We start from the raw sequence: 22,597 nt of genomic DNA, 5'->3' as shown, positions 1-22,597 counted from the left end.
CAAGCGCTTTATTTTTTTGTATAATAGAGTTAGAAAAGTATGCAAAGTAGAGAATAGCATGATTACACTATTTTTATCACCGAGTTGTACATCATGTCGTAAGGCAAAGGCCTGGCTTGACAATCATAAAGTGCCTTTCCAAGAGCACAACATTATGACCAGTCCTTTATCAAGAAAAGAATTACAACACATTCTTTCCTTGACCGAAAACGGTACCGATGACATCATTTCAACTCGTTCAAAAATTTTCCAAAAGTTAAATATCGATGTGGAAAGTATCTCGGTGACAGAGTTGCTTAATTTAATTGAGCAATATCCTAGTCTTTTGCGTCGTCCAATCATCATTGATGATAAACGTATGCAGATTGGTTTTAATGAAGATGAGATTCGTGCATTTCTTCCTCGTAGTTATCGTAAGCAAGAATTGAAAGAAGCTACATTAAGAGCTGGTATTAATTAGATGAATAAACAGTATAGTTACCCACTAGATTTGTCGTGGAGCACTGAAGAACTTGCTTCAGTGCTTTCTTTTTTTAATGATGTTGAAGCAGCCTATGAGACAAAGGTAGAAGCAAAGAAACTACTAGATTCCTACAAGGGATTCAAAGCGGTTGTCCCAAGCAAGAGTGAAGAGAAACGCTTGGGACGTGAGTTTGAATCAGTTAGTGGATACTCTTTCTACCGTGCAGTCCAGTTGGCCAAAGAAAAAGGAGAAGGGAAGATTTCACTTGGAAAATAAATTTACATTTGCCAAAGAAATTGTCAGGGAAGCTGGGGAATACATTCTCCGGCATATGAAAGAAGATCTCCATGTTGAGAGAAAGTCTTCCCCTACAGATTTGGTAACTAAGTTAGATAAAGAAGTTCAAGACTTACTTATTAAAAAAATCCGTTCTCGCTATCCAGATGATCTATTTTGTGCAGAAGAAGGCTGCATGCGTGCAGCAGTAGGACAAGGTTCTGTATGGATTATTGATCCTATTGATGGAACCAACAACTTCGTAGCACAAGGTGAAGATTTTGCTGTTATGCTGGCCTATTTTGAGGAAGGTGTTGGTAAGTTTGGTATTATTTATGATGTCATGAAAGGTGATTGTTACCATGGTGGAGGAGACTTCCCCCCCTGTCGCAATGACGAACCTTTGCCACTCTTTAAAAAGAGACCCTTGAGAGAATTTTTGGTGTCTGGTAATTCTAGAATGCTAGCGACTAACGAATGGGGCTTAGCTGATTTGGGAAATGCTGCACTTGGGACACGAGTTTATGGCAGCGCCGCTATTAGTTTTGCCAAGGTGCTGTCAGGTCGACTTTTAACTTATATCACTTATTTACAACCTTGGGATTATGCGGCTGCAAGTATTCTAGGTGAGAGTTTGGGTTATAAGGTTTTTACGATTGCTGGTGAGGAAGTCGATTTTCAAACACGACAGGCCGTTATGATGGTGCCAGTCGAGATGAAAGATGAGATTCAATCCTATATCTATGAAAGGAAATAAACCTACATGCAATTTCCAGATGGATTTGTAAAAAAATACGAAACAATATTGGGAGATGAGGCAAGAGCTTTTCTTGCCTCTTTTGATGATGAAGCTGTTTCTGCCTTTCGTATAAACCCTTTAAAAGAAAGACAGCTTTCTTTTTCAGATGCTATTCCCAATACACCCTGGGGCTACTATGGGAAGGTTTCAGGGAAATCACCAGAACATGTAACTGGCTTGGTCTATTCACAAGAACCTGCCGCACAAATGGTAGCTCAAGTAGCCCAGCCAATACCTGGAATGAAGGTCTTAGACTTGGCAGCGGCTCCCGGAGGGAAATCCACTCAACTGGCCTCCTATCTTGCAGGAGACGGTCTTCTTGTTTCAAATGAGATTTCAAGCAAACGGTCAAAGATTTTAGTTGAAAATATGGAACGCTTTGGTGCGACTAATGTCGTTGTGACCAATGAATCTGCAGAACGTTTAGCCAAGGTCTTTAAAGGATATTTTGACCTGATTGTTCTAGATGCACCTTGCTCAGGAGAAGGGATGTTTCGTAAACAACCTGACGCTATGGATTATTGGAGTGTCGATTATCCTAGTCAGTGCGCTAGTTTACAACGTGAGATTTTAGCAGATGCTGTTACCATGCTGGCTGATGGTGGTCGACTAGTCTATTCAACCTGTACCTGGGCGCCAGAAGAAAACGAAGAAATCGTCCAATGGTTACTGGATAGCTATCATTTTGAATTGATTCCAATCCAACACATCAATGGAATGGTACCTGGGATTGATTTAGCTGAAACAGCTAGAATGTACCCTCATCACTTTAAGGGAGAAGGTCAGTTCGTGGCCCATCTTCAGTTTAAAGGTCAAAACAAGGCTGGGAAGTTCAAACCTTCTAAATCCAACCTATCTCGTGAACAGATTTCCTTATGGCAGGATTTTGAGAAAAAACACCTTAAAGAAAAACTGACCGGTGTCCTACAAGTTTTTGGAGACCAGCTTTATCTCTTGCCAGAAGTCCTACCCGATATAGGAAAACTCAAAATAGCTCGTAATGGTCTTCATCTTGGAACTTTTAAGAAAAAACGTTTTGAACCAAGTTTTGCTCTTGGCTTAGCTTTAAAACCAAGCCAAGTCAAGCAAGTCATTGAAATTCATCACGAAGACTTTGTCAGATATGTGGCTGGTGAAACGGTCCAATTAGCTGAAACTCTTCCAAATGGTTGGTACCAAGTTTTGGTTGGTGGAAATGGTCTAGGTTTTGCAAAAGTAACCGGAAATACCTTGAAGAATTATTTTCCCAAGGGCTTGAGGTTTCAGGTGAAAAACTAGTCAAAAACTGTATTCTATGTTATAGTGGAAGTATGGATTTTCCCTGAAAACAATAGAAAATAAGGGCAAAAATTCAAGCTATTCATCATTATTTTCAAGGAGACAAATAGTGAAAAAATTTAAAAAACTCACCATCTCTCTTGCAACTCTTTTACTTGCTGGTTCGCTAGTAGGATGTGCAAGTTGGATTGATCGTGGGGAGTCTATGACGGCTGTCGGTTCAACTGCCCTTCAACCTTTAGTCGAGGCGGCAGCAGATGAATTTGCGTCCGCACACGTTGGTAAAACAGTCAATGTTCAAGGTGGTGGATCTGGTACTGGACTATCTCAAGTTCAGTCAGGTGCAGTTGATGTTGGAAACTCTGATGTGTTCGCTGAAGAGAAAGATGGTATCGATGCGTCCGCGCTAGTTGACCATAAGGTTGCTGTTGCTGGATTAGCTGTCATTATTAATAAAGAAGTAGACGTCGATAATCTTACGACAGAACAACTTCGCAAAATTTTTACAGGTGAAATTACCAACTGGAAAGAAGTTGGTGGTAAGGATTTAGCTGTTTCTATTATCAACCGTGCTGCAAGCTCAGGTTCTCGTGCTACCTTTGACAGTGTGATTATGGATGGAAAATCAGCAATACAAAGTCAAGAGCAAGATTCAAACGGTATGGTGAAGTCCATCGTTTCCCAAACACCTGGAGCTATCTCATACCTAGCTTTCGCCTATGTTGATGATTCGGTTGGGACTATTAAACTTAACGGTTATGAGCCAATCTCAGAGAATGTAACCACTAACAATTGGCCTTTGTGGTCTTATGAACATATGTATACACTTGGTGAGCCAAATGAATTGGTTGCCGAATTCCTAAACTTTGTCCTTTCAGACGAAGCCCAGAATGGAATCGTTAAAGGAATGGGCTATATTTCTGTTAAGGAAATGAAGGTCGAAAAAGATGCTGCAGGTACTGTGACAGCGCTAGAAGGGAGCCAATAATGAATCAAGAAGAATTATCAAAAAAATTGCTCTCTCCTTCAAAAAACTCTCGTCTTGAGAAATTAGGAAAAGGACTAACCTTTGCCTGCCTATCTTTGATTGTTATCATTGTTGCTATGATTTTGATTTTCGTTGCCCAGAAAGGCTTATCGACCTTCTTTGTTAATGGTGTGAATATCTTTGATTTTCTTTTTGGTGCAACTTGGAATCCGTCAGGTAAACAATTTGGTGCCCTTCCAATGATTTTAGGTTCCTTTATTGTTACCATCCTGTCAGCTCTTATTGCAACACCATTTGCCATTGGTGCAGCAGTCTTTATGACAGAGGTGTCTCCAAAAGGAGCAAAGATTTTGCAACCTGCTATTGAACTCTTAGTTGGGATTCCTTCAGTAGTTTATGGATTTATCGGTTTGCAGGTCGTGGTACCATTTGTACGTACTGTCTTTGGTGGAACAGGTTTCGGTATTTTATCAGGAATTTTCGTTCTCTTTGTTATGATTTTGCCGACTGTAACCTTCATGACAACAGATAGCCTACGTGCAGTTCCTCGTCACTACCGTGAAGCAAGTTTAGCCATGGGAGCGACTCGTTGGCAAACCATCTGGCGTGTAACCTTGAAGGCTGCTCGTTCAGGTATTTTTACGGCAGTAGTCTTCGGAATGGCGCGTGCTTTCGGTGAAGCCCTAGCTATTCAGATGGTTGTCGGTAACTCAGCCGTTGTCCCAACTTCATTGACAACACCTGCTGCGACTTTGACATCTGTATTGACTATGGGAATCGGTAATACCGTTATGGGAACTGTTGATAATAACGTTCTTTGGTCACTGGCCTTAGTATTGCTTTTGATGAGTTTGGCCTTTAACAGTGTGATTAAATTGATTACGAAAGAAAGAGGAAAGAAAAACTATGCACGCTAAGAAATTAGATAAACTTGCAACAGCTGTCCTCTACACCATCGCAGGAATCATTGTGACCATTCTAGCTTCCTTGATTCTCTATATCTTGGTTCGAGGCTTACCTCATGTTTCATGGTCTTTCCTGACAGGAAAATCATCCTCATATCAAGCAGGTGGTGGTATTGGAATCCAGCTTTATAATTCCTTTTTCCTTTTGGTGATTACCTTATTCATCTCAGTACCTCTATCAATGGGAGCTGGAATTTTCCTAGCAGAGTATGCTAAAAAAGGTCGTGTTACCAATTTCGTTCGTACTTGTATTGAAATCTTGTCTTCTCTACCATCCGTAGTTGTGGGACTCTTTGGTTACCTCATCTTTGTAGTCCAGTTCGAGTATGGATTTTCCATTATTTCAGGTGCCTTGGCTTTGACCGTCTTTAATCTTCCACAGATGACTCGTAACGTTGAAGACAGTTTGAAACACATTCACCATACGCAACGTGAAGCTGGTTTGGCGCTGGGACTTTCTCGTTGGGAAACAGTCCTTCATGTCGTTATTCCTGAAGCCCTACCTGGTATTGTAACGGGAATCGTGCTTGCTTCAGGTCGTATATTTGGTGAGGCTGCAGCCCTTATCTACACAGCGGGTCAATCTGCGCCAGCTCTTGACTGGTCTAACTGGAATGTTCTCAGCGTAAGTAGTCCAATCTCAATCTTCCGTCAAGCAGAAACCTTAGCTGTTCATATCTGGAAAGTCAATAGCGAAGGAACTATTCCTGATGGAACTTTGGTTTCAGCAGGTTCTGCAGCGGTGCTCCTCATCTTTATCTTGATCTTTAACTTTGGAGCACGTAAACTCGGAAGCTATCTACATAAGAAATTAACGGCAGCCTAAAGGAGAAGCCATGTCAAAATATAATTGGGATGAAAGGCATATCATTACTTTTCCAGAAGAAAAAGTGGCCCTCTCTACGAAGGATTTACATGTTTACTACGGTAAGAATGAATCCATCAAGGGCGTGGATATGCAATTCGAAAAAAATAAAATTACTGCCTTGATCGGTCCATCAGGATCTGGAAAATCAACCTACCTACGCAGTCTCAATCGTATGAATGATACTATTGACATTGCTAAGGTTACAGGACAAATTCTCTATCAAGGAATTGACGTTAACCGTCCTGAAATCAATGTTTATGAAATGCGTAAACACATCGGAATGGTTTTCCAACGTCCAAATCCATTTGCTAAATCAATCTACCGCAACATCACCTTTGCACATGAACGTGCAGGAGTTAAGGACAAGAAAGTTCTTGATGAAATTGTAGAAACCTCTCTTCGTCAGGCAGCACTCTGGGATCAGGTCAAAGATGACCTTCACAAGTCAGCCTTGATGCTTTCAGGTGGCCAGCAGCAACGTCTCTGTATCGCTCGTGCTATTTCTGTAAAACCAGACATTCTCTTGATGGATGAGCCGGCATCAGCCTTGGATCCGATTGCGACAGCTCAGCTAGAGGAAACCATGCTTGAGTTGAAGAAGGACTTTACCATTATTATCGTGACCCACAGTATGCAACAGGCTGCGCGTGCGAGTGATTATACTGGATTTTTCTACTTAGGTGATTTGATTGAGTACGATAAAACGTCAAATATTTTCCAAAATGCCAAGCTACAGTCAACAAACGATTATGTAACTGGACACTTTGGTTAGAAAGGAAACAGTATGACAGAACCGATTTTACAGGTCAAAGACCTGTCTGTTTATTACAACAAAAAGAAGGCCTTGAATAGTGTTTCCTTATCTTTCCAACCCAAGGAAATTACAGCTCTGATAGGTCCATCAGGATCAGGAAAATCAACCCTGCTCAAGGCTATTAACCGAATGGGTGACCTTAATCCTGAAGTGACGACAACTGGATCAGTGGTTTACAATGGTCACAATATTTATAGCCCTCGTACTGATACCGTTGAGTTACGTAAGGAAATCGGAATGGTTTTCCAACAACCCAATCCATTCCCAATGTCTATCTACGAAAATGTTGTTTATGGACTAAGAATTAATGGAGAGAAAGACAAGCAAGTCTTGGACGAAGCTGTGGAGAAAGCTTTACAGCGTGCTTCAATCTGGGATGAGGTCAAGGATCGCTTGCATGATTCAGCTATTGGACTTTCAGGTGGACAGCAGCAACGTGTCTGTGTAGCGCGTGTATTGGCGACTAGTCCAAAGATTATCCTCTTGGATGAGCCGACTTCAGCCTTAGACCCTATCTCGGCTGGAAAAATCGAAGAAACACTATATAGCCTCAAGGACAAGTACACCATGCTATTGGTTACTCGTTCCATGCAGCAAGCATCTCGAATCTCTGATAAAACAGGCTTTTTCCTCAATGGAGATTTGATTGAATTTAACGATACCAAGGAAATGTTCCTCTATCCACAACATAAGGAAACAGAAGATTACATTTCAGGTAAATTTGGATAAGGAGAAAAAGATGTTACGATCTCAATTTGAAGAAGATTTAGAGAAATTGCATAACCAATTCTACGCCATGGGACAAGAAGTTCTTTCCCAAATCAATCGTACTGTACGTGCTTTTGTCACTCATGACCGTGACTTGGCTAAAGAAGTCATCGAGCAAGACGCAGAAGTCAATGAATACGAATTGAAACTTGAAAAGAAATCATTTGAAATCATTGCCCTTCAACAGCCAGTATCACAAGATTTACGTACAGTTCTAACAGTTCTAAAGGCTGTTTCTGACTTGGAACGTATGGGTGACCACGCTGTATCCATTGCTGAGGCAACCATTCGTATGAAGGGGGAACAACGCATCCCAGCAGTCGAAGAAGAAATCAAAAAGATGGGACGTGATGTTAAAGATTTCGTGGAAACAACCCTCGAACTTTACCTAAACGGTTCAGTTGATAAGGCCTATGAAGTTGCAACAATGGATGAAAAAATCAACCATTACTTTGAAAATATTCGTGATTTGGCAACTGAAGAAATCAGAAAGAATCCAGATGCTATCGTCACAGGTCGTGATTACTTCCAAGTGATTTCATACTTGGAGCGCATCGGTGACTATGCAAAAAATATCTGTGAATGGGTTGTTTACTTTGAAACAGGTAAGATTGTCGAATTATAAAATTGATTAAATATACAGAAAAAGGAGCTGAATAATGAATAAACGCTTCTTTTTTTGTTTAAGAAAATGAAAAAATAAATAAATATTAAATTTATGCTTGACAAACGAGGTTTGCTGAGTTATAATTATACAAAATTGACAGAGAGGTTGTTTATTTATGAAATTTAAAAAATGGATATTTGTCTTATGTAGTTTTCTTGCAAGTTTCTTTTTAGTTGCTTGCCAATCATCTAGCTCAAGCTCACAGTCTGCAGTAGAGGCAATTAAACAAAAAGGTAAATTAGTTGTCGCAACTAGCCCAGACTATGCACCATTTGAGTTTCAAGCACTTGTGGATGGCAAGAACCAAGTCGTAGGAGCTGATATTGATATGGCACAAGCTATCGCTGATGAACTTGGAGTGAAATTGGAAGTTTCAAGCATGAGTTTTGATAATGTCTTGACCAGTCTTCAAACAGGGAAAGCAGATTTGGCCATTGCGGGAATCAGTGCAACTGAAGAAAGAAAAGAAGTCTTTGATTTCTCTATTCCTTACTATGAAAACAAAATTAGCTTCCTAATCAGAAAAACTGATCTTGAAAAATACAAAGATTTAGATTCTCTAGCAAGTGCAAATATTGCAGCTCAAAAAGGAACTGTTCCTGAATCTATGGTCAAAGAGCAACTTCCTAAAGCGCAGTTGACTTCATTGACAAATATGGGTGAAGCTGTTAATGAACTTCAATCAGGTAAGGTTGATGCTGTTCATATGGATGAACCAGTTGCTCTAAGCTATGCTGGTAAAAACTCTGACTTGGCAGTTGCTACAGTAAGCTTGACTATGAAAGAAGGCGAAGCAAATGCTGTTGCTATCAAAAAAGGAAATTCAGATTTGAAAGAAGTAGTTGATAAGGTGATTCAAAAACTGAAAGATGACGGTACTTATCAAACCTATCTTGAAAAAGCTGCCAAGCTAACAGAAGTAGAGCAATAAAAAATAACAGAGGCTGGGACAAAAGTCCTAGCCTCTCAATTGTCATTGGATTATCAAGCAAGACGCAGTGGTTGAGTGGGCTCTAATACGCTGATTTCATCAGCTTTTACAGTCCTACTCAACTGTGCGGAGGTGGGACGACGAAATCGAATTCTAACGAATTACCGATTTCTGTCCCACTCTCTGTTTTTAAGTAATTTAATGTTGTTTCAAGATTTTCTAAAGGAATCTTAGCAAATTGATAAGGGCAAGTCTCAATGTAGGACGATTCGAAAAAGTCTAGATTTAAAGGACTGTGTTTGAGACTTGCAATCTTAGGATAGTCTCTAAGATCAAGTAAGACTCCATCATGGAGAGGATAGTTTGGCAAGGAAATGGGATGAGCTTTTAAAAGCTTATGAATAAAATCTTGATTTTTCTCTTGCAGTACCAATCTTGCTAATCTGTTTTTTTCAAAAAGCTGACTATCAATGTAGAGTGATAAAGCCTTTTGCATAATGAGGTTATTATCATAGTCCAGAATGTTTTTATAGTCCACAAAAGAATCTTTAATAGCATTTGGAAGTATGAGAGCAGTGATTCGAAGTGCGGGGAAGATACTTGTAGAAAATGACTTAATGTAGATGACCAAATTATTTTGGTCCAAATAATGAAAGGTTTGTCCTAGCTTAGGGTCTAGGTCTCCCAGATAATCATCTTCAACGATATAAATCTGATATTTGACTGCTAAGTCAAGGATAGCACGTTTCTCATCTTCAGAATAAGAATGTCCTAGAGGATAATGAAACCGAGGAATGGTATAGAAAAATTTAATGTTGCCACTTTTAAAATGTTCCTCAAGTTCATTCAGGTCAATACCATCTACTCTACGTTCAATGGTTTGAAAGGTGATGTTTTGAGCCAGTAGCAGTTGATTCATTCGGTGATAGGTCGGTTGTTCGACCAGTATTTCTTGGCCCTTACCTGGAAAGTCAATTTGAGAAAGAATAAACAGTGCTTGCTGAGTTCCAGTTGTCATGACTAATTGATCGGGTTTACTATAGATAGCTTGGTCAAACAGTAGTTTCTGAACAGACTTTCGTAATTCTTCTAAACCCTCTTGGTGTTCATAGTAGTTGTAGAGATAATTTTCTCGACCGATCAAGCTTTCATTGACACAAAGACGAAAATCATCATAGGCAGCTGCATGTTCGTCATTGACCGAGATAACGAGGTCTTCGTGGCTAGCTTGTTGTTCTAAAACATAATAGCCACTTTGAGGTTTGGAGTAAATGTATTTCTCGTATCGGAGTTCTAAAAGTGCACGCTGCACAGTATCTTTACTGCAGTGGAAGTCTTGACTGAGTTTTCGGATAGAAGGTAGACGACTTCCTGTTTGAAGTTTTCCTGATTCAATCTCTTCTTTTAGATAGTGAACAACTTGTTCGTACTTACTTTCTTGCTTCATTCCAGACCTCTCTTGATTTTGTTACATTGTACCCTTTTTTTAGATGTTTGGCAATGTTAAAAGGCTTTCCAACGTTCAATTCTAAGAAGAAATATGATATACTTAGTAAGTAAAATTTTCAAAGAAGAGTGAGATGATAAAGGTGCAAGAACCAGTTAAATTATTCCAATATAATACTTTGGGAGCCTTGATGGCAGGACTTTACGGCGGGACCATGACAGTTGGTGAGTTACTTGAACATGGAGATTTAGGGCTAGGAACCCTGGACTCTATTGATGGGGAGTTAATTGTCTTAGATGGTAAAGCCTATCAAGCTAAGGGTTCAGGTGAGAAGCCTGAAATCGTTGAAGTATCAACAGATGCCTTGATTCCTTATGCGGCAGTCGTACCCCATCAGGCAGAAGTCATTTTTCGCCAGCGTTTTGAAATGACTGATCAGGAACTAGAAAAACGTATCGAGTCCTATTATGATGGAGAAAACCTCTTCCGCTCTATCAAAATTCATGGTGACTTTAAACACATGCATGTTCGCATGATTCCAAAATCAACAACTGAAACAAAGTTTGCTGAGGTTGCGACTCATCAGCCAGAGTATAGTCGCGAAAATGTTTCAGGAACCATCGTCGGTTTTTGGACACCTGAAATTTTCCATGGTGTCAGTGTCGCAGGCTATCATTTGCACTTTATTTCAGATGACCTAACCTTTGGTGGTCACGTTATGGACTTTGTCATCAAGGAAGGAATCGTTGAGGTTGGAGCTGTCGATCAGTTGGATCAACGTTTCCCTGTCCAGGATCGTCAGTACCTCTTTGCTAAGTTCAATGTTGATGAGATGAAAAAAGATATCGATCAGGCTGAATAAAAGGAGAAAAGTATGAAAATTCATGTAATAATCACAATGATAGCTTTATTTGTAATTCTCATAGCTGCCATTTGGTTCTCAAAAAAGAAGTACAAGATTAACCTTTCAGTTTTAGGACTTGGGGCAGTTGCATTTTTTGTCTCATCTCAAGTACTGGAGAAAATTGTTCACCTTATAGTTCTTCATCCACAAAAAGACGGAACCATTTTGCTCATGCAGGAGCACCCTTTCTTTTACGTCTTATATGGAATTGCCATGGCAGCTATCTTTGAAGAAACGGCTCGACTTGTCTTCTTTAAATGGTTAGAGAAGAAGAGAGCTTTGGAAGATTCGGATGCCCTCGCCTATGGACTTGGTCATGGTGGCTTAGAATTGCTCTACCTCGGAATGGGAAGCTTGATTAGTCTTTTGATCCTCTTTTCCTTATTAGAGTCTTCAAATCCAGATTTGGCAAATCTCCTTCCCAAAAATACACTTGAAACAGTACAATCTCTATCTGGATGGCAGGTTTATTTACTGGGTGTTGAGCGTGTGCTTGCTCTTGTTATGCAAATTGGTCTCTCTTTCTGGGTTTATCAAGCAGTCCGTCAAAAGAATTGGATTTATCTAGTAGCTGCCTATGGTTTACATGCCTTCTTTGATCTGGCTCCGAGTCTATCTCAGGTTGGTTGGATTTCAAATCCGCTTCTTGTTGAAGGATTGTTAGCAGTGGAAGTTGTTCTATTTGTATACTTTACAAAAACTATCTTGTATAGAAAATAATCATGCAAAAGAGGTCTGACCTCTTTTTTACTTGTGTGAATAAAAAAGCTTTTCAAATCGTCGAAAAAAATCGCTAAAAATGGTATAATGGAATGAATTTTATAAAAGGATAAGAAAGATGACTGTATTAGATAAATTAAAAGAAAACCTAGAAGGAATTGATATTCGACTCGATGAGCCATTGAAAACTTATACCTATACCAAAGTCGGAGGGAAGGCGGATTACTTAGCTTTTCCTCGCAATCATTATGAGATGGCCCGTGTGGTTAAGTTCGCTAATCAAGAAAATATCCCATGGATGGTTCTTGGAAATGCCAGTAATATTATCGTCCGAGAAGGCGGAATTCGTGGCTTTGTCATTATGTGTGACAAGCTCAACAATGTTTCGGTCGATGGTTACACCATTGAAGCAGAAGCGGGAGCTAACTTGATTGAGACAACTCGAATCGCTCTTCGTCATAGTTTGACAGGATTTGAGTTTGCTTGTGGAATTCCAGGAAGCGTCGGTGGAGCTGTCTTTATGAACGCTGGTGCTTATGGAGGTGAGATTGCTCATATTTTGCAATCTTGCAAAGTATTAACCAAGGATGGGGAAATCGAGACTTTATCAGCCAAGGACTTAGCCTTTGGTTACCGTCATTCAGCTATTCAGGATTCTGGAGCAGTAGTATTATCAGCTAAATTTGCACTATCTCCAGGGAATTATGAGACGATTAATCAAGAAATGGAACGTTTGACCCACCTTCGAGAACTCAAACAACCTTTGGAATATCCATCATGTGGTTCTGTCTTTAAGCGTCCAGTCGGGCATTTTGCAGGACAATTGATTTCAGAAGCTGGTTTGAAGGGCTACCGTATCGGTGGTGTCGAAGTCTCAGAAAAACATGCAGGCTTTATGATTAATGTAGCCGATGGGACTGCAAGAGATTATGAAGACTTAATTGAGTCTGTCATTGAAAAAGTTAAAGAACATTCAGGTGTTACCCTTGAGCGAGAAGTTCGTATCTTGGGTGAACACGAATAACATTATTATTAAACATTATACAAAGATTGGGATTTTATCGCTAGATATGGTTTGGGTCAATTCCTTACAGTTATTGCTAGCATTTAACAAGGTCCCAATCTGTTAATTTACGAAGAAAAAGGAATTTAGAGGAATTGAAAAAACCAATTATCGAATTCAGAAACGTTTCTAAAGTTTTTGAAGATAGTGACACTAAGGTTCTCAAGGATATTAACTTTGAGTTGGAAGAAGGAAAATTTTATACACTGCTAGGAGCTTCTGGTTCAGGAAAATCAACTATTCTCAATATTATTGCAGGCTTGCTAGACGCAACGACGGGTGATATTTTATTGGATGGCGTAAGAATCAATGATATCCCTACCAATAAGCGCGATGTTCACACAGTCTTCCAATCTTACGCCTTGTTCCCGCACATGAATGTCTTTGAAAATGTTGCCTTTCCATTGCGATTGCGAAAGGTCGATAAAAAAGAAATCGAAAAACGTGTCTTAGAAGTTCTCAAGATGGTACAGCTTGAAGGATATGAAAAACGTTCTATCCGTAGGTTATCTGGAGGACAACGTCAGCGTGTAGCTATTGCGCGTGCGATTATCAACCAACCTCGAGTGGTACTCTTGGATGAGCCTTTGTCAGCACTTGACTTAAAGTTGCGGACAGACATGCAGTACGAACTGCGTGAACTACAACAACGCTTGGGCATCACCTTTGTCTTTGTTACCCACGATCAGGAAGAAGCCCTGGCTATGAGTGACTGGATTTTCGTTATGAATGACGGTGAAATCGTTCAGTCTGGTACACCAGTTGATATCTATGATGAGCCCATTAACCACTTTGTAGCCACCTTCATCGGTGAATCAAATATCTTGCCAGGAACCATGATTGAGGACTACTTGGTCGAGTTTAACGGCAAACGTTTTGAAGCGGTCGATGGTGGGATGAAGCCAAATGAACCGGTCGAAGTCGTCATTCGTCCAGAGGATTTACGCATTACTCTGCCAGAAGAAGGAAAGCTCCAAGTTAAGGTCGATACTCAGCTCTTCCGTGGAGTTCACTATGAGATTATCGCTTATGATGAACTTGGTAACGAATGGATGATTCACTCAACTCGTAAGGCCATCGTTGGTGAGGAAATCGGTCTGGACTTTGAACCAGAAGACATCCACATCATGCGTCTCAATGAAACAGAAGAAGAGTTCGATGCTCGTATCGAAGAGTACGTAGAAATCGAAGAGCAAGAAGCAGGTTTGATTAACGCTATTGAGGAGGAAAGAGATGAAGAAAACAACCTCTAAACTCTTTGTAGTGCCCTACATGCTTTGGATTGCACTCTTTGTATTGGCACCCTTGGTCTTGATTTTTGGACAATCATTTTTCAATATCGAAGGCCAGTTTAGTTTAGAAAACTATAAATCCTATTTTGCGTCGCAAAACTTAACCTATCTCAAAATGAGCTTCAACTCTGTTCTCTATGCAGGGATTGTGACTCTAGTGACGCTTCTTATCAGTTATCCAACAGCCCTCTTTTTGACTCGTCTCAAACACCGTCAACTCTGGCTCATGCTGATTATCTTGCCAACCTGGATTAACCTGCTCCTTAAGGCCTATGCCTTTATCGGGATTTTTGGTCAAAATGGCTCTATTAATCAATTTCTAGAATTCATCGGAATTGGTTCTCAGCAGTTGCTCTTTACGGACTTCTCATTTATCTTTGTCGCAAGCTATATCGAGCTTCCATTTATGATTTTACCTATCTTCAATGTCTTGGATGATATGGATAACAATCTCATCAATGCTAGTTATGACCTTGGTGCAACCAAGTGGGAAACCTTCCGCCATGTCATCTTCCCTCTGTCTATGAACGGGGTGCGAAGCGGAGTTCAATCTGTCTTTATCCCAAGTTTGAGTCTCTTCATGTTGACCCGTTTGATTGGGGGGAACCGAGTGATTACCTTGGGGACTGCCATCGAGCAGAACTTCTTGACCAATGACAACTATGGTATGGGTTCAACTATCGGTGTTGTTCTTATCCTGACTATGTTTATCACTATGTGGGTGACTAAGGAAAGGAGAGAACGATGAAAAAATTATCAAATCTTTACCTAGCCTTTGTCTTTATCGTCCTTTATTTGCCAATCTTTTACCTGATTGGATATGCCTTCAATGCTGGGGATGATATGAATAGCTTTACAGGCTTTAGTTTGTCTCACTTTGAGACTATGTTTGGTGACGGAAGACTCATGCTAATCTTGGTTCAAACCTTTTTACTAGCCTTTCTATCAGCCTTGATTGCGACTGTTATTGGGACTTTCGGTGCTATCTATATTTACCAATCACGCAAAAAATACCAAGAAGCCTTTCTATCACTTAATAACATTTTGATGGTTGCTCCTGACGTTATGATTGGTGCCAGTTTCTTGATTCTCTTTACCCAACTCAAGTTTTCACTTGGCTTTCTGACGGTACTTTCCAGTCATGTAGCATTCTCGATTCCAATCGTAGTGCTCATGGTCTTGCCACGATTGAAAGAGATGAATGGAGATATGATTCATGCAGCCTATGACCTTGGGGCTAGTCAGTTCCAGATGTTTAAAGAAATCATGCTTCCTTACTTAACGCCGTCTATCATCGCAGGTTACTTTATGGCTTTCACCTATTCCCTAGATGACTTTGCCGTGACTTTCTTTGTAACGGGGAATGGTTTTTCAACCCTCTCAGTTGAGATCTACTCTCGGGCTCGTAAGGGAATTTCGCTTGAAATCAATGCTCTTTCAGCCTTGGTCTTTCTCTTTAGTATTATCCTAGTAGTTGGATATTACTTCATTTCACGTGAGAAGGAGGAGAAAGCATGAAACGACTCTATTCATTTTTAGCAGGAATTTTAGCGATTATCCTCGTCTTGTGGGGAATTTCTTACCATCTTGATAGTAAAATCAATAGCCGTGATAGTCAAAAATTGGTCATCTACAACTGGGGAGACTATATCGACCCTGAACTTCTAGAGAAATTTACAGAAGAAACAGGAATTCAAGTTCAGTATGAGACCTTTGACTCCAACGAAGCCATGTACACGAAAATCAAGCAGGGTGGGACAACCTATGATATTGCCATCCCAAGTGAGTACATGATTAACAAAATGAAGGATGAAGACCTTTTAGTTCCACTGGATTATAGTAAAATTGAGGGAATTGAGAATATTGGTCCAGAATTTCTCAACCAGTCTTTTGATCCAAATAACCAGTACTCTATCCCATACTTCTGGGGAACTTTGGGAATTGTATACAATGAAACCATGGTGGAAGAAGCGCCTGAACATTGGGACGACCTCTGGAAACCAGAATACAAGGATTCGATTATGCTCTTTGATGGGGCGCGTGAAGTTCTTGGTTTAGGTCTTAACTCACTAGGCTATAGCCTCAACTCAAAAGATCCTCAACAACTGTTACAAACGGTTGACAAACTGTATGAGCTGACTCCTAATATCAAGGCAATTGTAGCCGATGAGATGAAGGGTTACATGATTCAGAACAATGCTGCTATCGGTGTGACCTTCTCAGGGGAAGCCAGCCAGATGTTGGAAAAGAATCCTAACCTCAAATATGTCGTACCGTCAGAAGCAAGTAACCTCTGGTTTGACAATATGGTGATACCAAAGACAGTTAAGAACCAGGATGCAGCCTATGCCTTTATCAACTTCATGTTGAAGCCTGAAAATGCTCTGAAAAATGCAGAGTATGTCGGTTATTCAACACCAAACAATGCTGCTAAGGAAATGCTCCCTGAGGAGACAAAAGAGGACAAGTCCTTCTATCCAGATGCAGATACTATGAAACACCTCGAAGTTTATGAAAAATTTGACCATAAATGGACAGGAATCTACAGTGACCTCTTCCTACAGTTTAAGATGTATCGGAAGTAGGAGTATATAAAACAAAACGAACCAGTCAAGCTGGTTCGTTTTTTATGATGAAATTAATAAATCAAACTTATTAAAGTTTGACCATAACTACACCTTTCTGTATAATAATATATGAGAGATGTAAAGTTAAGCAAATATTATGGGTGAGAGTTTGTTATGGATATAAAGTTAAACGATATTTTGAATATAAGTGAGCAAAATCAGAGAAAATTCAAGGTGAAATTTAATAATTGGACGGGTGAAAATCCAATTCAGACCTATTTGAGAGACGAAGAAATAATTAATAACTACAACTTATTTTGGAGAACAAATAAGCGATATTTCAATGTTGGAGATATTGTCGTAAATTTCATTAAGATTGATAATAACAAATGGTTATTAACTACTATAAAAGAAGTGAGTAAGGAACTTTTTGTTACTGGAGGACAAAATTATGAAGGAATTGAACTAAAGGAATATTCAGCCCTTTTTGGTCGTCTAATTATTCGGTACAGAAAAGAATCTAGAGGTTCAGTTCTAAAGTATACAACTTGTAAGGAAAAACTTGTGATAGAGCAATTGTTATCAGATTCATTTGGAGGAGAAGAATTTCCGGGATATGATAATATTTCTTTATCTTACAAAGAATTAGAATTGATTTTACGTTTGAGAAAAAAAGATTGGATAACCGCTTTAGAAAATCAAAAAGCTGTTTATCTTATTACGGATAAGCAGAATGGTAAATTATATGTAGGCTCAGCAACTTCAAACTATGGTATGCTTTTACAACGTTGGCAATCCTATGTGGATAATGGACATGGTGGTAATAAAGAACTTAGGATTTTAGTTGAAAAACATGGATTGAATTACGTTAAAGAAAATTTTCAATACTCTGTACTGGAAAACTATAACGGAAAAATAGATGATAAGTTTGTTTTAAAACGTGAATCCTGGTGGAAAGAAGTATTAAAATCTAAAGAACATGGTTATAATGCAAATTAGGAGAGGCTATGAATAATTTGAATGATTGGGAAAAAGCTCGTCGAGAAGAAGAATTGAATCAAGAGCTAAAAAGACAAAATAACTTGTTGGAACAGCAGAGATGGGAACAGCAGTTTTCTAACCAAAAGCAACAGGCAGCACTAGATGAACAAAATCGTCTTGCTCGAGAACAACAAGAAACATTAAAAGAGAGAAATGAGTTAGAACGCCAGAGGCAATGGGATGAAGAATCTCGTCATCAAAGAGAGTTAGAATTACGTATAGAGCAACAATATAAAGATAATATATTTGATTTAAAAAAACTGTGGGCTAAAGCTGAATCAGAAGACGAGAGAGTTAGGGTACAGATACTTCTAGCAGAAGCAGAAGCTGAATATGATGAGTATTTACTTGAGAAAGAGAGAGAAATAGAACGACAACGTTTGGCTGCGGAGCAATTTCAATTAAAACAACAGGAAGAAATAGAACAGAATGAAATATTAGAGCGTCGTAGACAAAAAATAAGTAGAATAAAGTGGCTTTTCGGAATAGCTATAAGCTTACTTTTATTAGTGATAATTGGAACTTTTTTTATAGGTATGACCAAGTCTAAATCATCTTATACTCATAACAGTAATAATCATTCAACTCAACCAACTACTTCAGAAACCTCGACTAGTACAACAACCACAAGTTCACCTAGTACTAGTAAATCTCAAGATAAACAAAGATCAACAACATCTCCCACTACTAGACCACAAGCTACAAAAGTATATATTGGAAACTTTATTGGCCGAAAATCAATAGATGTGGTTGCTGAGCTCAAGGAGAAAAAAGTTCCTGAAAATCTTATTAAGATTGTAGAAGAAGAATCAAGTGAAACAGAGGCAGGTCTTGTTATGAAACAAAGTCTGCCAGAAGGAACCACTTATGATCTTAGTAAGGCGACGGAGATTACTTTGACCGTTGCCAAGAAGGTAACAAGAGTTCCTATGCCAAGTTATATTGGATCAAGCCTTGAATTTACCAAGAATAACTTGATTCAGATAGTAGGTGTAAAAGAGGCTAATATTGAAGTGGTAGAAGTCTCCACAGCTCCAGAAGGAACTGCTGAAGAGACTGTAGTTAGCCAAAGTCCAAAACCAGGTGAAGGTGTAGATTTGAACAATACACGAATTAAAATTTCAATATATAAGCCCAAAACTACTCAAACATCACAAGGCAACTCTAGGTAAATTAAGAGATTTAAAGCTAAATTTATGATTCATTGCCATTAACCTTGACGAATCTCTATCAAAACGATATAATAGGAATGTTGAGAATTGATTTTCTCTCCATCTTAGTCCAGAGAAATGGCGGTGCTGCGAGCCATCTAAGATAGAAAATCATGCTACTCGATTGTAACAATTGCATAAGAATCAAGAATGACAAGTTCATTGAATGAAGGTGGTACCGCGGTTTTTCGCCCTTCGTGATATGAATTTGTCTTTTATTTTTGGAGGTACTTATGAGAAGATTTCTTGTCAAACAAAAATTTCGCCTAGGTGGTGAACGCTTTGATATCAAGGATGAGATTGGCAATGTCGCCTATCAGGTTGAAGGTTCATTTTTTAAGATTCCTAAGACCTTTACCATTTTTGATAATTCTGGTGAACAGGTTAGTGAGATTAGTAAAGAAATGTTGACCTTCATGCCACGCTTTGAGATTCAACTCAGTAATGGAGATAGTTTTTATATCCGAAAGAAGTTGACTTTCTTTAGAGATAAGTATGAATTTGACAACCTAGGTCTTCGCATTGAGGGGAATATCTGGGATTTAAACTTTAAACTTCTGGATGACCGTGATCAAGTGATTGCGGAAATCGCCAAGGAACTCTTCCATTTAACCTCTACCTATACCGTAACCGTCTATGACGAATCTTATGCAGACCTAGTTATTTCCCTCTGCGTTGCTATCGACTATGTGGAAATGCTAGAAAGCCAATCTAATTAGTAAAAAGGAGACATTATGAAACAATTATCTAGTGCACAAGTCCGCCAAATGTGGCTTGATTTCTGGGCAAGTAAAGGCCACTCAGTAGAACCATCTGTTAGCTTGGTTCCAGTAAACGACCCAACCCTTTTGTGGATCAACTCAGGGGTCGCAACCCTTAAGAAATACTTTGATGGAACCATCATTCCTGAAAACCCACGTATTACCAATGCGCAAAAAGCCATCCGTACCAACGATATCGAAAACGTAGGGAAGACTGCTCGTCACCATACTATGTTTGAAATGTTGGGGAACTTCTCAATCGGGGATTACTTCCGTGACGAAGCCATTACTTGGGCATATGAGCTTTTGACAAGTCCTGAGTGGTTTGACTTCCCTAAAGACAAACTTTACATGACTTATTATCCAGATGACAAAGATTCATACAATCGCTGGATTGAAGTGGGAGTAGATCCAAGTCATTTGATCCCAATCGAAGACAACTTCTGGGAAATCGGTGCGGGACCTTCTGGACCTGATACAGAAATCTTCTTTGACCGTGGAGAAGCCTTTGACCCTGAAAATATCGGTCTTCGCTTGCTTGCAGAAGATATCGAAAACGACCGTTACATCGAAATCTGGAACATTGTTTTGTCACAATTTAATGCTGACCCTGCTGTTCCTCGTAGCGAGTACAAAGAATTGCCACACAAGAACATTGATACGGGTGCTGGTTTGGAGCGTTTGGTAGCGGTGATCCAAGGGGCGAAGACGAACTTTGAAACAGACCTCTTCATGCCAATCATCCGTGAGGTTGAGAAATTGTCTGGGAAAACCTACGATCCAGATGGTGACAACATGAGCTTCAAGGTCATCGCTGACCACATCCGTTCACTTTCATTTGCGATTGGGGATGGTGCCCTTCCTGGAAATGAAGGTCGTGGTTATGTCCTCCGTCGTTTGCTCCGTCGTGCCTCTATGCATGGTCAAAAATTGGGTATCAATGAGCCTTTCCTTTACAAACTGGTTCCAACTGTTGGAAAAATCATGGAAAGCTACTACCCAGAAGTGCTTGAAAAACGTGATTTTATCGAAAAAATCGTGAAGAGCGAAGAAGAGTCATTTGCCCGCACTCTTCACTCAGGTCAACACTTTGCAGAAACGATCGTAGCAGACTTGAAAGCTAAAGGTCAAAGCGTCATCGCTGGTCAAGATGTCTTCAAACTCTATGATACATACGGATTCCCAGTGGAATTGACAGAAGAAATCGCTGAGGAAGCTGGCATGACGGTCGACCGTGAAGGTTTTGAAGCAGCCATGAAGGAACAACAAGAACGTGCGCGTGCATCTGCTGTCAAAGGCGGATCTATGGGGATGCAAAATGAAACCCTTCAAAACATCACTGTAGAAAGTGTCTTCAACTACAATGCTAGTCAATTGCCTTCTAAGTTGGTGGCTATCGTAGCTAACAATGTTGAAGTAGAAGGTGTAGCTGAAGGAACTGCGTCACTTATCTTTGCAGAGACACCTTTCTACGCTGAAATGGGTGGACAAGTTGCGGACCACGGTCAAATCATGGATGCTGCAGGAAATGTCGTAGCGACAGTGACAGACGTTCAAAAAGCACCAAACGGACAAGCATTGCACACCGTTGAAGTTCTTGCTCCTCTTGCTTTGAACCAAGAATACACTTTGGCCATCGATAGCAATCGTCGTCATCGTGTCATGAAGAACCACACAGCCACTCACTTGCTCCATGCAGCCCTTCACAATATCCTTGGTCACCACGCCACTCAGGCGGGATCTCTGAATGAGGTAGAATTCCTTCGCTTTGACTTCACTCACTTCCAAGCGGTAACGCCTGAAGAATTGCGCGCTATTGAACAACAAGTCAACGAGAAGATTTGGGAAGCCATTGCAGTGGAAACTGTTGAGACTGATATTGATACAGCTAAAGAAATGGGAGCTATGGCCCTCTTTGGTGAGAAATATGGTAAGGAAGTCCGTGTTGTCACTATCGGGAACTACTCAGTGGAACTCTGTGGTGGTACCCACGTAGGTAACACTTCTGAAATTGGCCTCTTCAAGATTGTCAAAGAAGAAGGGATTGGATCAGGAACTCGTCGTATCTTGGCAGTGACCGGTAAGGAAGCCTTTGAAGCTTATCGTGAACAAGAAGACGCTCTGAAATCAGTCGCAGCAACCTTGAAAGCTCCTCAACTCAAAGAAGTACCTCACAAGGTTGAAGGACTTCAAGAACAACTCCGTCAATTGCAAAAAGAAAATGCAGAATTGAAGGAAAAAGCGGCAGCAGCTGCAGCCGGCGATGTCTTCAAGAATGTTCAAGAAGCAAACGGCCACCGTTACATTGCTAGTCAAGTTTCTGTATCAGATGCAGGTGCTCTTCGTACCTTTGCAGATAACTGGAAGCAAAAAGACTACTCTGATGTGCTTGTTCTTGTCGCAGCCATCGGTGACAAGGTCAACCTTCTTGTAGCCAGCAAGACAAAAGACATCCACGCAGGTAACTTGGTCAAAGAATTGGCTCCTATCGTTGATGGACGTGGTGGTGGTAAACCAGACATGGCCATGGCAGGAGGAAGCAACCAAGCCAAGATCCAAGAATTATTGGATGCAGTAGCAGGTAAATTGTAATCACTTAGAGGCTGGGACAAAAGTCCTAGCCTCTCATTTGTCTTTGGATTGTCGAGTAAGACGCAGTGGTTGAGTGGGCTCTACTACGCTGATTTCATCAGCTTTTACAGCCCTACTCAACTGTGCGGAGGTGGGACGACGAAATCGAATTCTAACGAATTACCGATTTCTGTCCCACTCTC

At 40.1% G+C, this 22,597-nt stretch carries 22 protein-coding genes and 1 pseudogene; 22 read left to right on the top strand and 1 reads right to left on the bottom strand.

The window, feature by feature from the left end; all coding sequences use genetic code 11:
- Positions 1 to 58 precede the first annotated feature (58 nt).
- The 11 genes from QM857_RS01260 to QM857_RS01210 all read left to right on the top strand — a co-directional run bounded on the left by QM857_RS01260 (position 59) and on the right by QM857_RS01210 (position 8,817).
- Positions 59 to 460, top strand: a complete 402-nt coding sequence (locus QM857_RS01260) for a Spx/MgsR family RNA polymerase-binding regulatory protein (protein WP_006148218.1) — start codon at positions 59 to 61, stop codon at positions 458 to 460.
- Positions 461 to 739 (top strand): UPF0223 family protein, encoded by a 279-nt coding sequence (locus tag QM857_RS01255; protein ID WP_414274794.1) that lies wholly within the window; start codon positions 461 to 463, stop codon positions 737 to 739.
- Positions 729 to 1,496: an inositol monophosphatase family protein gene (locus QM857_RS01250; RefSeq protein ID WP_414274793.1), complete on the top strand. Its 768-nt coding sequence runs from the start codon at positions 729 to 731 to the stop codon at positions 1,494 to 1,496. Before QM857_RS01255 ends, QM857_RS01250 begins: the two co-directional genes overlap by 11 nt.
- Positions 1,497 to 1,502: 6 nt before the next feature.
- The gene (locus QM857_RS01245) at positions 1,503 to 2,816 is read left to right on the top strand and encodes an RsmF rRNA methyltransferase first C-terminal domain-containing protein (RefSeq protein ID WP_414274792.1); all 1,314 of its coding nucleotides are present in this window, start codon (positions 1,503 to 1,505) and stop codon (positions 2,814 to 2,816) included.
- A 109-nt stretch (positions 2,817 to 2,925) separates the two neighbouring features.
- Positions 2,926 to 3,804, top strand: coding sequence for a phosphate ABC transporter substrate-binding protein PstS (locus QM857_RS01240; protein WP_414274791.1), 879 nt, complete (start codon positions 2,926 to 2,928; stop codon positions 3,802 to 3,804).
- Positions 3,804 to 4,721, top strand: a complete 918-nt coding sequence (gene pstC, locus QM857_RS01235; protein ID WP_006148223.1) for a phosphate ABC transporter permease subunit PstC — start codon at positions 3,804 to 3,806, stop codon at positions 4,719 to 4,721. The genes QM857_RS01240 and pstC overlap by 1 nt, the downstream gene beginning before the upstream one ends.
- Positions 4,711 to 5,595, top strand: a complete 885-nt coding sequence (gene pstA / locus QM857_RS01230; RefSeq protein WP_414274790.1) for a phosphate ABC transporter permease PstA — start codon at positions 4,711 to 4,713, stop codon at positions 5,593 to 5,595. Before pstC ends, pstA begins: the two co-directional genes overlap by 11 nt.
- Positions 5,596 to 5,605: 10 nt before the next feature.
- Positions 5,606 to 6,409, top strand: coding sequence for a phosphate ABC transporter ATP-binding protein PstB (gene pstB / locus QM857_RS01225; protein ID WP_004252558.1), 804 nt, complete (start codon positions 5,606 to 5,608; stop codon positions 6,407 to 6,409).
- Positions 6,410 to 6,421: 12 nt separating this feature from the next.
- Positions 6,422 to 7,180 (top strand): phosphate ABC transporter ATP-binding protein PstB, encoded by a 759-nt coding sequence (gene pstB, locus QM857_RS01220; protein ID WP_006148225.1) that lies wholly within the window; start codon positions 6,422 to 6,424, stop codon positions 7,178 to 7,180.
- Positions 7,181 to 7,190: 10 nt separating this feature from the next.
- Positions 7,191 to 7,844, top strand: coding sequence for a phosphate signaling complex protein PhoU (phoU, locus tag QM857_RS01215; protein WP_004252561.1), 654 nt, complete (start codon positions 7,191 to 7,193; stop codon positions 7,842 to 7,844).
- A 157-nt stretch (positions 7,845 to 8,001) separates the two neighbouring features.
- A complete protein-coding gene (locus QM857_RS01210; RefSeq protein ID WP_414259293.1) occupies positions 8,002 to 8,817 on the top strand; it encodes an ABC transporter substrate-binding protein in 816 nt (271 codons plus the stop codon).
- Positions 8,818 to 8,935: 118 nt separating this feature from the next.
- On the opposite strand, the gene QM857_RS01205 is transcribed toward QM857_RS01210, so the two are convergent.
- Positions 8,936 to 10,264 (bottom strand): PLP-dependent aminotransferase family protein, encoded by a 1,329-nt coding sequence (locus QM857_RS01205; RefSeq protein ID WP_414274789.1) that lies wholly within the window; start codon positions 10,262 to 10,264, stop codon positions 8,936 to 8,938.
- 133 nt (positions 10,265 to 10,397) lie between these two features.
- On the opposite strand from QM857_RS01205, the gene budA reads away from it, so the two are divergent.
- The 11 genes and pseudogenes from budA to alaS all read left to right on the top strand — a co-directional run bounded on the left by budA (position 10,398) and on the right by alaS (position 22,415).
- The gene (gene budA / locus QM857_RS01200) at positions 10,398 to 11,126 is read left to right on the top strand and encodes an acetolactate decarboxylase (RefSeq protein WP_414274788.1); all 729 of its coding nucleotides are present in this window, start codon (positions 10,398 to 10,400) and stop codon (positions 11,124 to 11,126) included.
- A 12-nt stretch (positions 11,127 to 11,138) separates the two neighbouring features.
- Positions 11,139 to 11,888 carry a YhfC family intramembrane metalloprotease gene (locus tag QM857_RS01195; RefSeq protein ID WP_414274787.1) on the top strand — a complete coding sequence of 250 codons (750 nt, stop codon included), beginning with the start codon at positions 11,139 to 11,141 and terminating at the stop codon, positions 11,886 to 11,888.
- A gap of 118 nt (positions 11,889 to 12,006) precedes the next feature.
- Positions 12,007 to 12,912 (top strand): UDP-N-acetylmuramate dehydrogenase, encoded by a 906-nt coding sequence (murB, locus tag QM857_RS01190; RefSeq protein WP_414274786.1) that lies wholly within the window; start codon positions 12,007 to 12,009, stop codon positions 12,910 to 12,912.
- 134 nt (positions 12,913 to 13,046) lie between these two features.
- Positions 13,047 to 14,204 carry an ABC transporter ATP-binding protein gene (locus tag QM857_RS01185; protein ID WP_368909656.1) on the top strand — a complete coding sequence of 386 codons (1,158 nt, stop codon included), beginning with the start codon at positions 13,047 to 13,049 and terminating at the stop codon, positions 14,202 to 14,204.
- The gene (locus QM857_RS01180; RefSeq protein WP_000754116.1) at positions 14,185 to 14,991 is read left to right on the top strand and encodes an ABC transporter permease; all 807 of its coding nucleotides are present in this window, start codon (positions 14,185 to 14,187) and stop codon (positions 14,989 to 14,991) included. Before QM857_RS01185 ends, QM857_RS01180 begins: the two co-directional genes overlap by 20 nt.
- On the top strand, positions 14,988 to 15,761 hold the full coding sequence (locus QM857_RS01175) for an ABC transporter permease (RefSeq protein WP_006150756.1): 774 nt from the start codon (positions 14,988 to 14,990) through the stop codon (positions 15,759 to 15,761). Before QM857_RS01180 ends, QM857_RS01175 begins: the two co-directional genes overlap by 4 nt.
- The gene (locus QM857_RS01170) at positions 15,758 to 16,828 is read left to right on the top strand and encodes an ABC transporter substrate-binding protein (RefSeq protein ID WP_195184223.1); all 1,071 of its coding nucleotides are present in this window, start codon (positions 15,758 to 15,760) and stop codon (positions 16,826 to 16,828) included. Before QM857_RS01175 ends, QM857_RS01170 begins: the two co-directional genes overlap by 4 nt.
- 156 nt (positions 16,829 to 16,984) lie before the next feature.
- Complete coding sequence (locus tag QM857_RS01165; protein ID WP_195184222.1) at positions 16,985 to 17,809, top strand: GIY-YIG nuclease family protein; 825 nt, start codon at positions 16,985 to 16,987, stop codon at positions 17,807 to 17,809.
- Between the two features lie 758 nt (positions 17,810 to 18,567).
- Positions 18,568 to 19,023: pseudogene (locus QM857_RS01160) on the top strand (PASTA domain-containing protein); the annotation flags it as partial.
- Between the two features lie 272 nt (positions 19,024 to 19,295).
- Positions 19,296 to 19,781 (top strand): LURP-one-related/scramblase family protein, encoded by a 486-nt coding sequence (locus QM857_RS01155; protein WP_414274785.1) that lies wholly within the window; start codon positions 19,296 to 19,298, stop codon positions 19,779 to 19,781.
- 15 nt (positions 19,782 to 19,796) lie between these two features.
- Positions 19,797 to 22,415 (top strand): alanine--tRNA ligase, encoded by a 2,619-nt coding sequence (gene alaS, locus QM857_RS01150; RefSeq protein WP_414274784.1) that lies wholly within the window; start codon positions 19,797 to 19,799, stop codon positions 22,413 to 22,415.
- Positions 22,416 to 22,597: the final 182 nt, after the last annotated feature.

It is taken from the genome of Streptococcus infantis (genome assembly GCF_047463315.1).
Classification (GTDB): Bacteria; Bacillota; Bacilli; order Lactobacillales; family Streptococcaceae; genus Streptococcus; species Streptococcus infantis_AB.
Note: the sequence above shows the minus strand (reverse complement) of the source record. Positions and strands in the feature narration are given on the sequence as shown.

Coding starts and splice junctions, on each gene's coding strand:
- QM857_RS01205 (WP_414274789.1), bottom strand. CDS start 10,264: ATGAAGCAAGAAAGTAAGTACGAACAAGTTGTTCACTATCTAAAAGAA.
- QM857_RS01245 (WP_414274792.1), top strand. CDS start 1,503: ATGCAATTTCCAGATGGATTTGTAAAAAAATACGAAACAATATTGGGA.
- budA (WP_414274788.1), top strand. CDS start 10,398: ATGATAAAGGTGCAAGAACCAGTTAAATTATTCCAATATAATACTTTG.
- murB (WP_414274786.1), top strand. CDS start 12,007: ATGACTGTATTAGATAAATTAAAAGAAAACCTAGAAGGAATTGATATT.
- QM857_RS01155 (WP_414274785.1), top strand. CDS start 19,296: ATGAGAAGATTTCTTGTCAAACAAAAATTTCGCCTAGGTGGTGAACGC.
- QM857_RS01165 (WP_195184222.1), top strand. CDS start 16,985: ATGGATATAAAGTTAAACGATATTTTGAATATAAGTGAGCAAAATCAG.
- QM857_RS01180 (WP_000754116.1), top strand. CDS start 14,185: ATGAAGAAAACAACCTCTAAACTCTTTGTAGTGCCCTACATGCTTTGG.
- phoU (WP_004252561.1), top strand. CDS start 7,191: ATGTTACGATCTCAATTTGAAGAAGATTTAGAGAAATTGCATAACCAA.
- QM857_RS01195 (WP_414274787.1), top strand. CDS start 11,139: ATGAAAATTCATGTAATAATCACAATGATAGCTTTATTTGTAATTCTC.
- QM857_RS01175 (WP_006150756.1), top strand. CDS start 14,988: ATGAAAAAATTATCAAATCTTTACCTAGCCTTTGTCTTTATCGTCCTT.
- pstC (WP_006148223.1), top strand. CDS start 3,804: ATGAATCAAGAAGAATTATCAAAAAAATTGCTCTCTCCTTCAAAAAAC.
- QM857_RS01210 (WP_414259293.1), top strand. CDS start 8,002: ATGAAATTTAAAAAATGGATATTTGTCTTATGTAGTTTTCTTGCAAGT.
- pstB (WP_006148225.1), top strand. CDS start 6,422: ATGACAGAACCGATTTTACAGGTCAAAGACCTGTCTGTTTATTACAAC.
- QM857_RS01170 (WP_195184223.1), top strand. CDS start 15,758: ATGAAACGACTCTATTCATTTTTAGCAGGAATTTTAGCGATTATCCTC.
- pstA (WP_414274790.1), top strand. CDS start 4,711: ATGCACGCTAAGAAATTAGATAAACTTGCAACAGCTGTCCTCTACACC.
- QM857_RS01260 (WP_006148218.1), top strand. CDS start 59: ATGATTACACTATTTTTATCACCGAGTTGTACATCATGTCGTAAGGCA.
- QM857_RS01255 (WP_414274794.1), top strand. CDS start 461: ATGAATAAACAGTATAGTTACCCACTAGATTTGTCGTGGAGCACTGAA.
- alaS (WP_414274784.1), top strand. CDS start 19,797: ATGAAACAATTATCTAGTGCACAAGTCCGCCAAATGTGGCTTGATTTC.
- pstB (WP_004252558.1), top strand. CDS start 5,606: ATGTCAAAATATAATTGGGATGAAAGGCATATCATTACTTTTCCAGAA.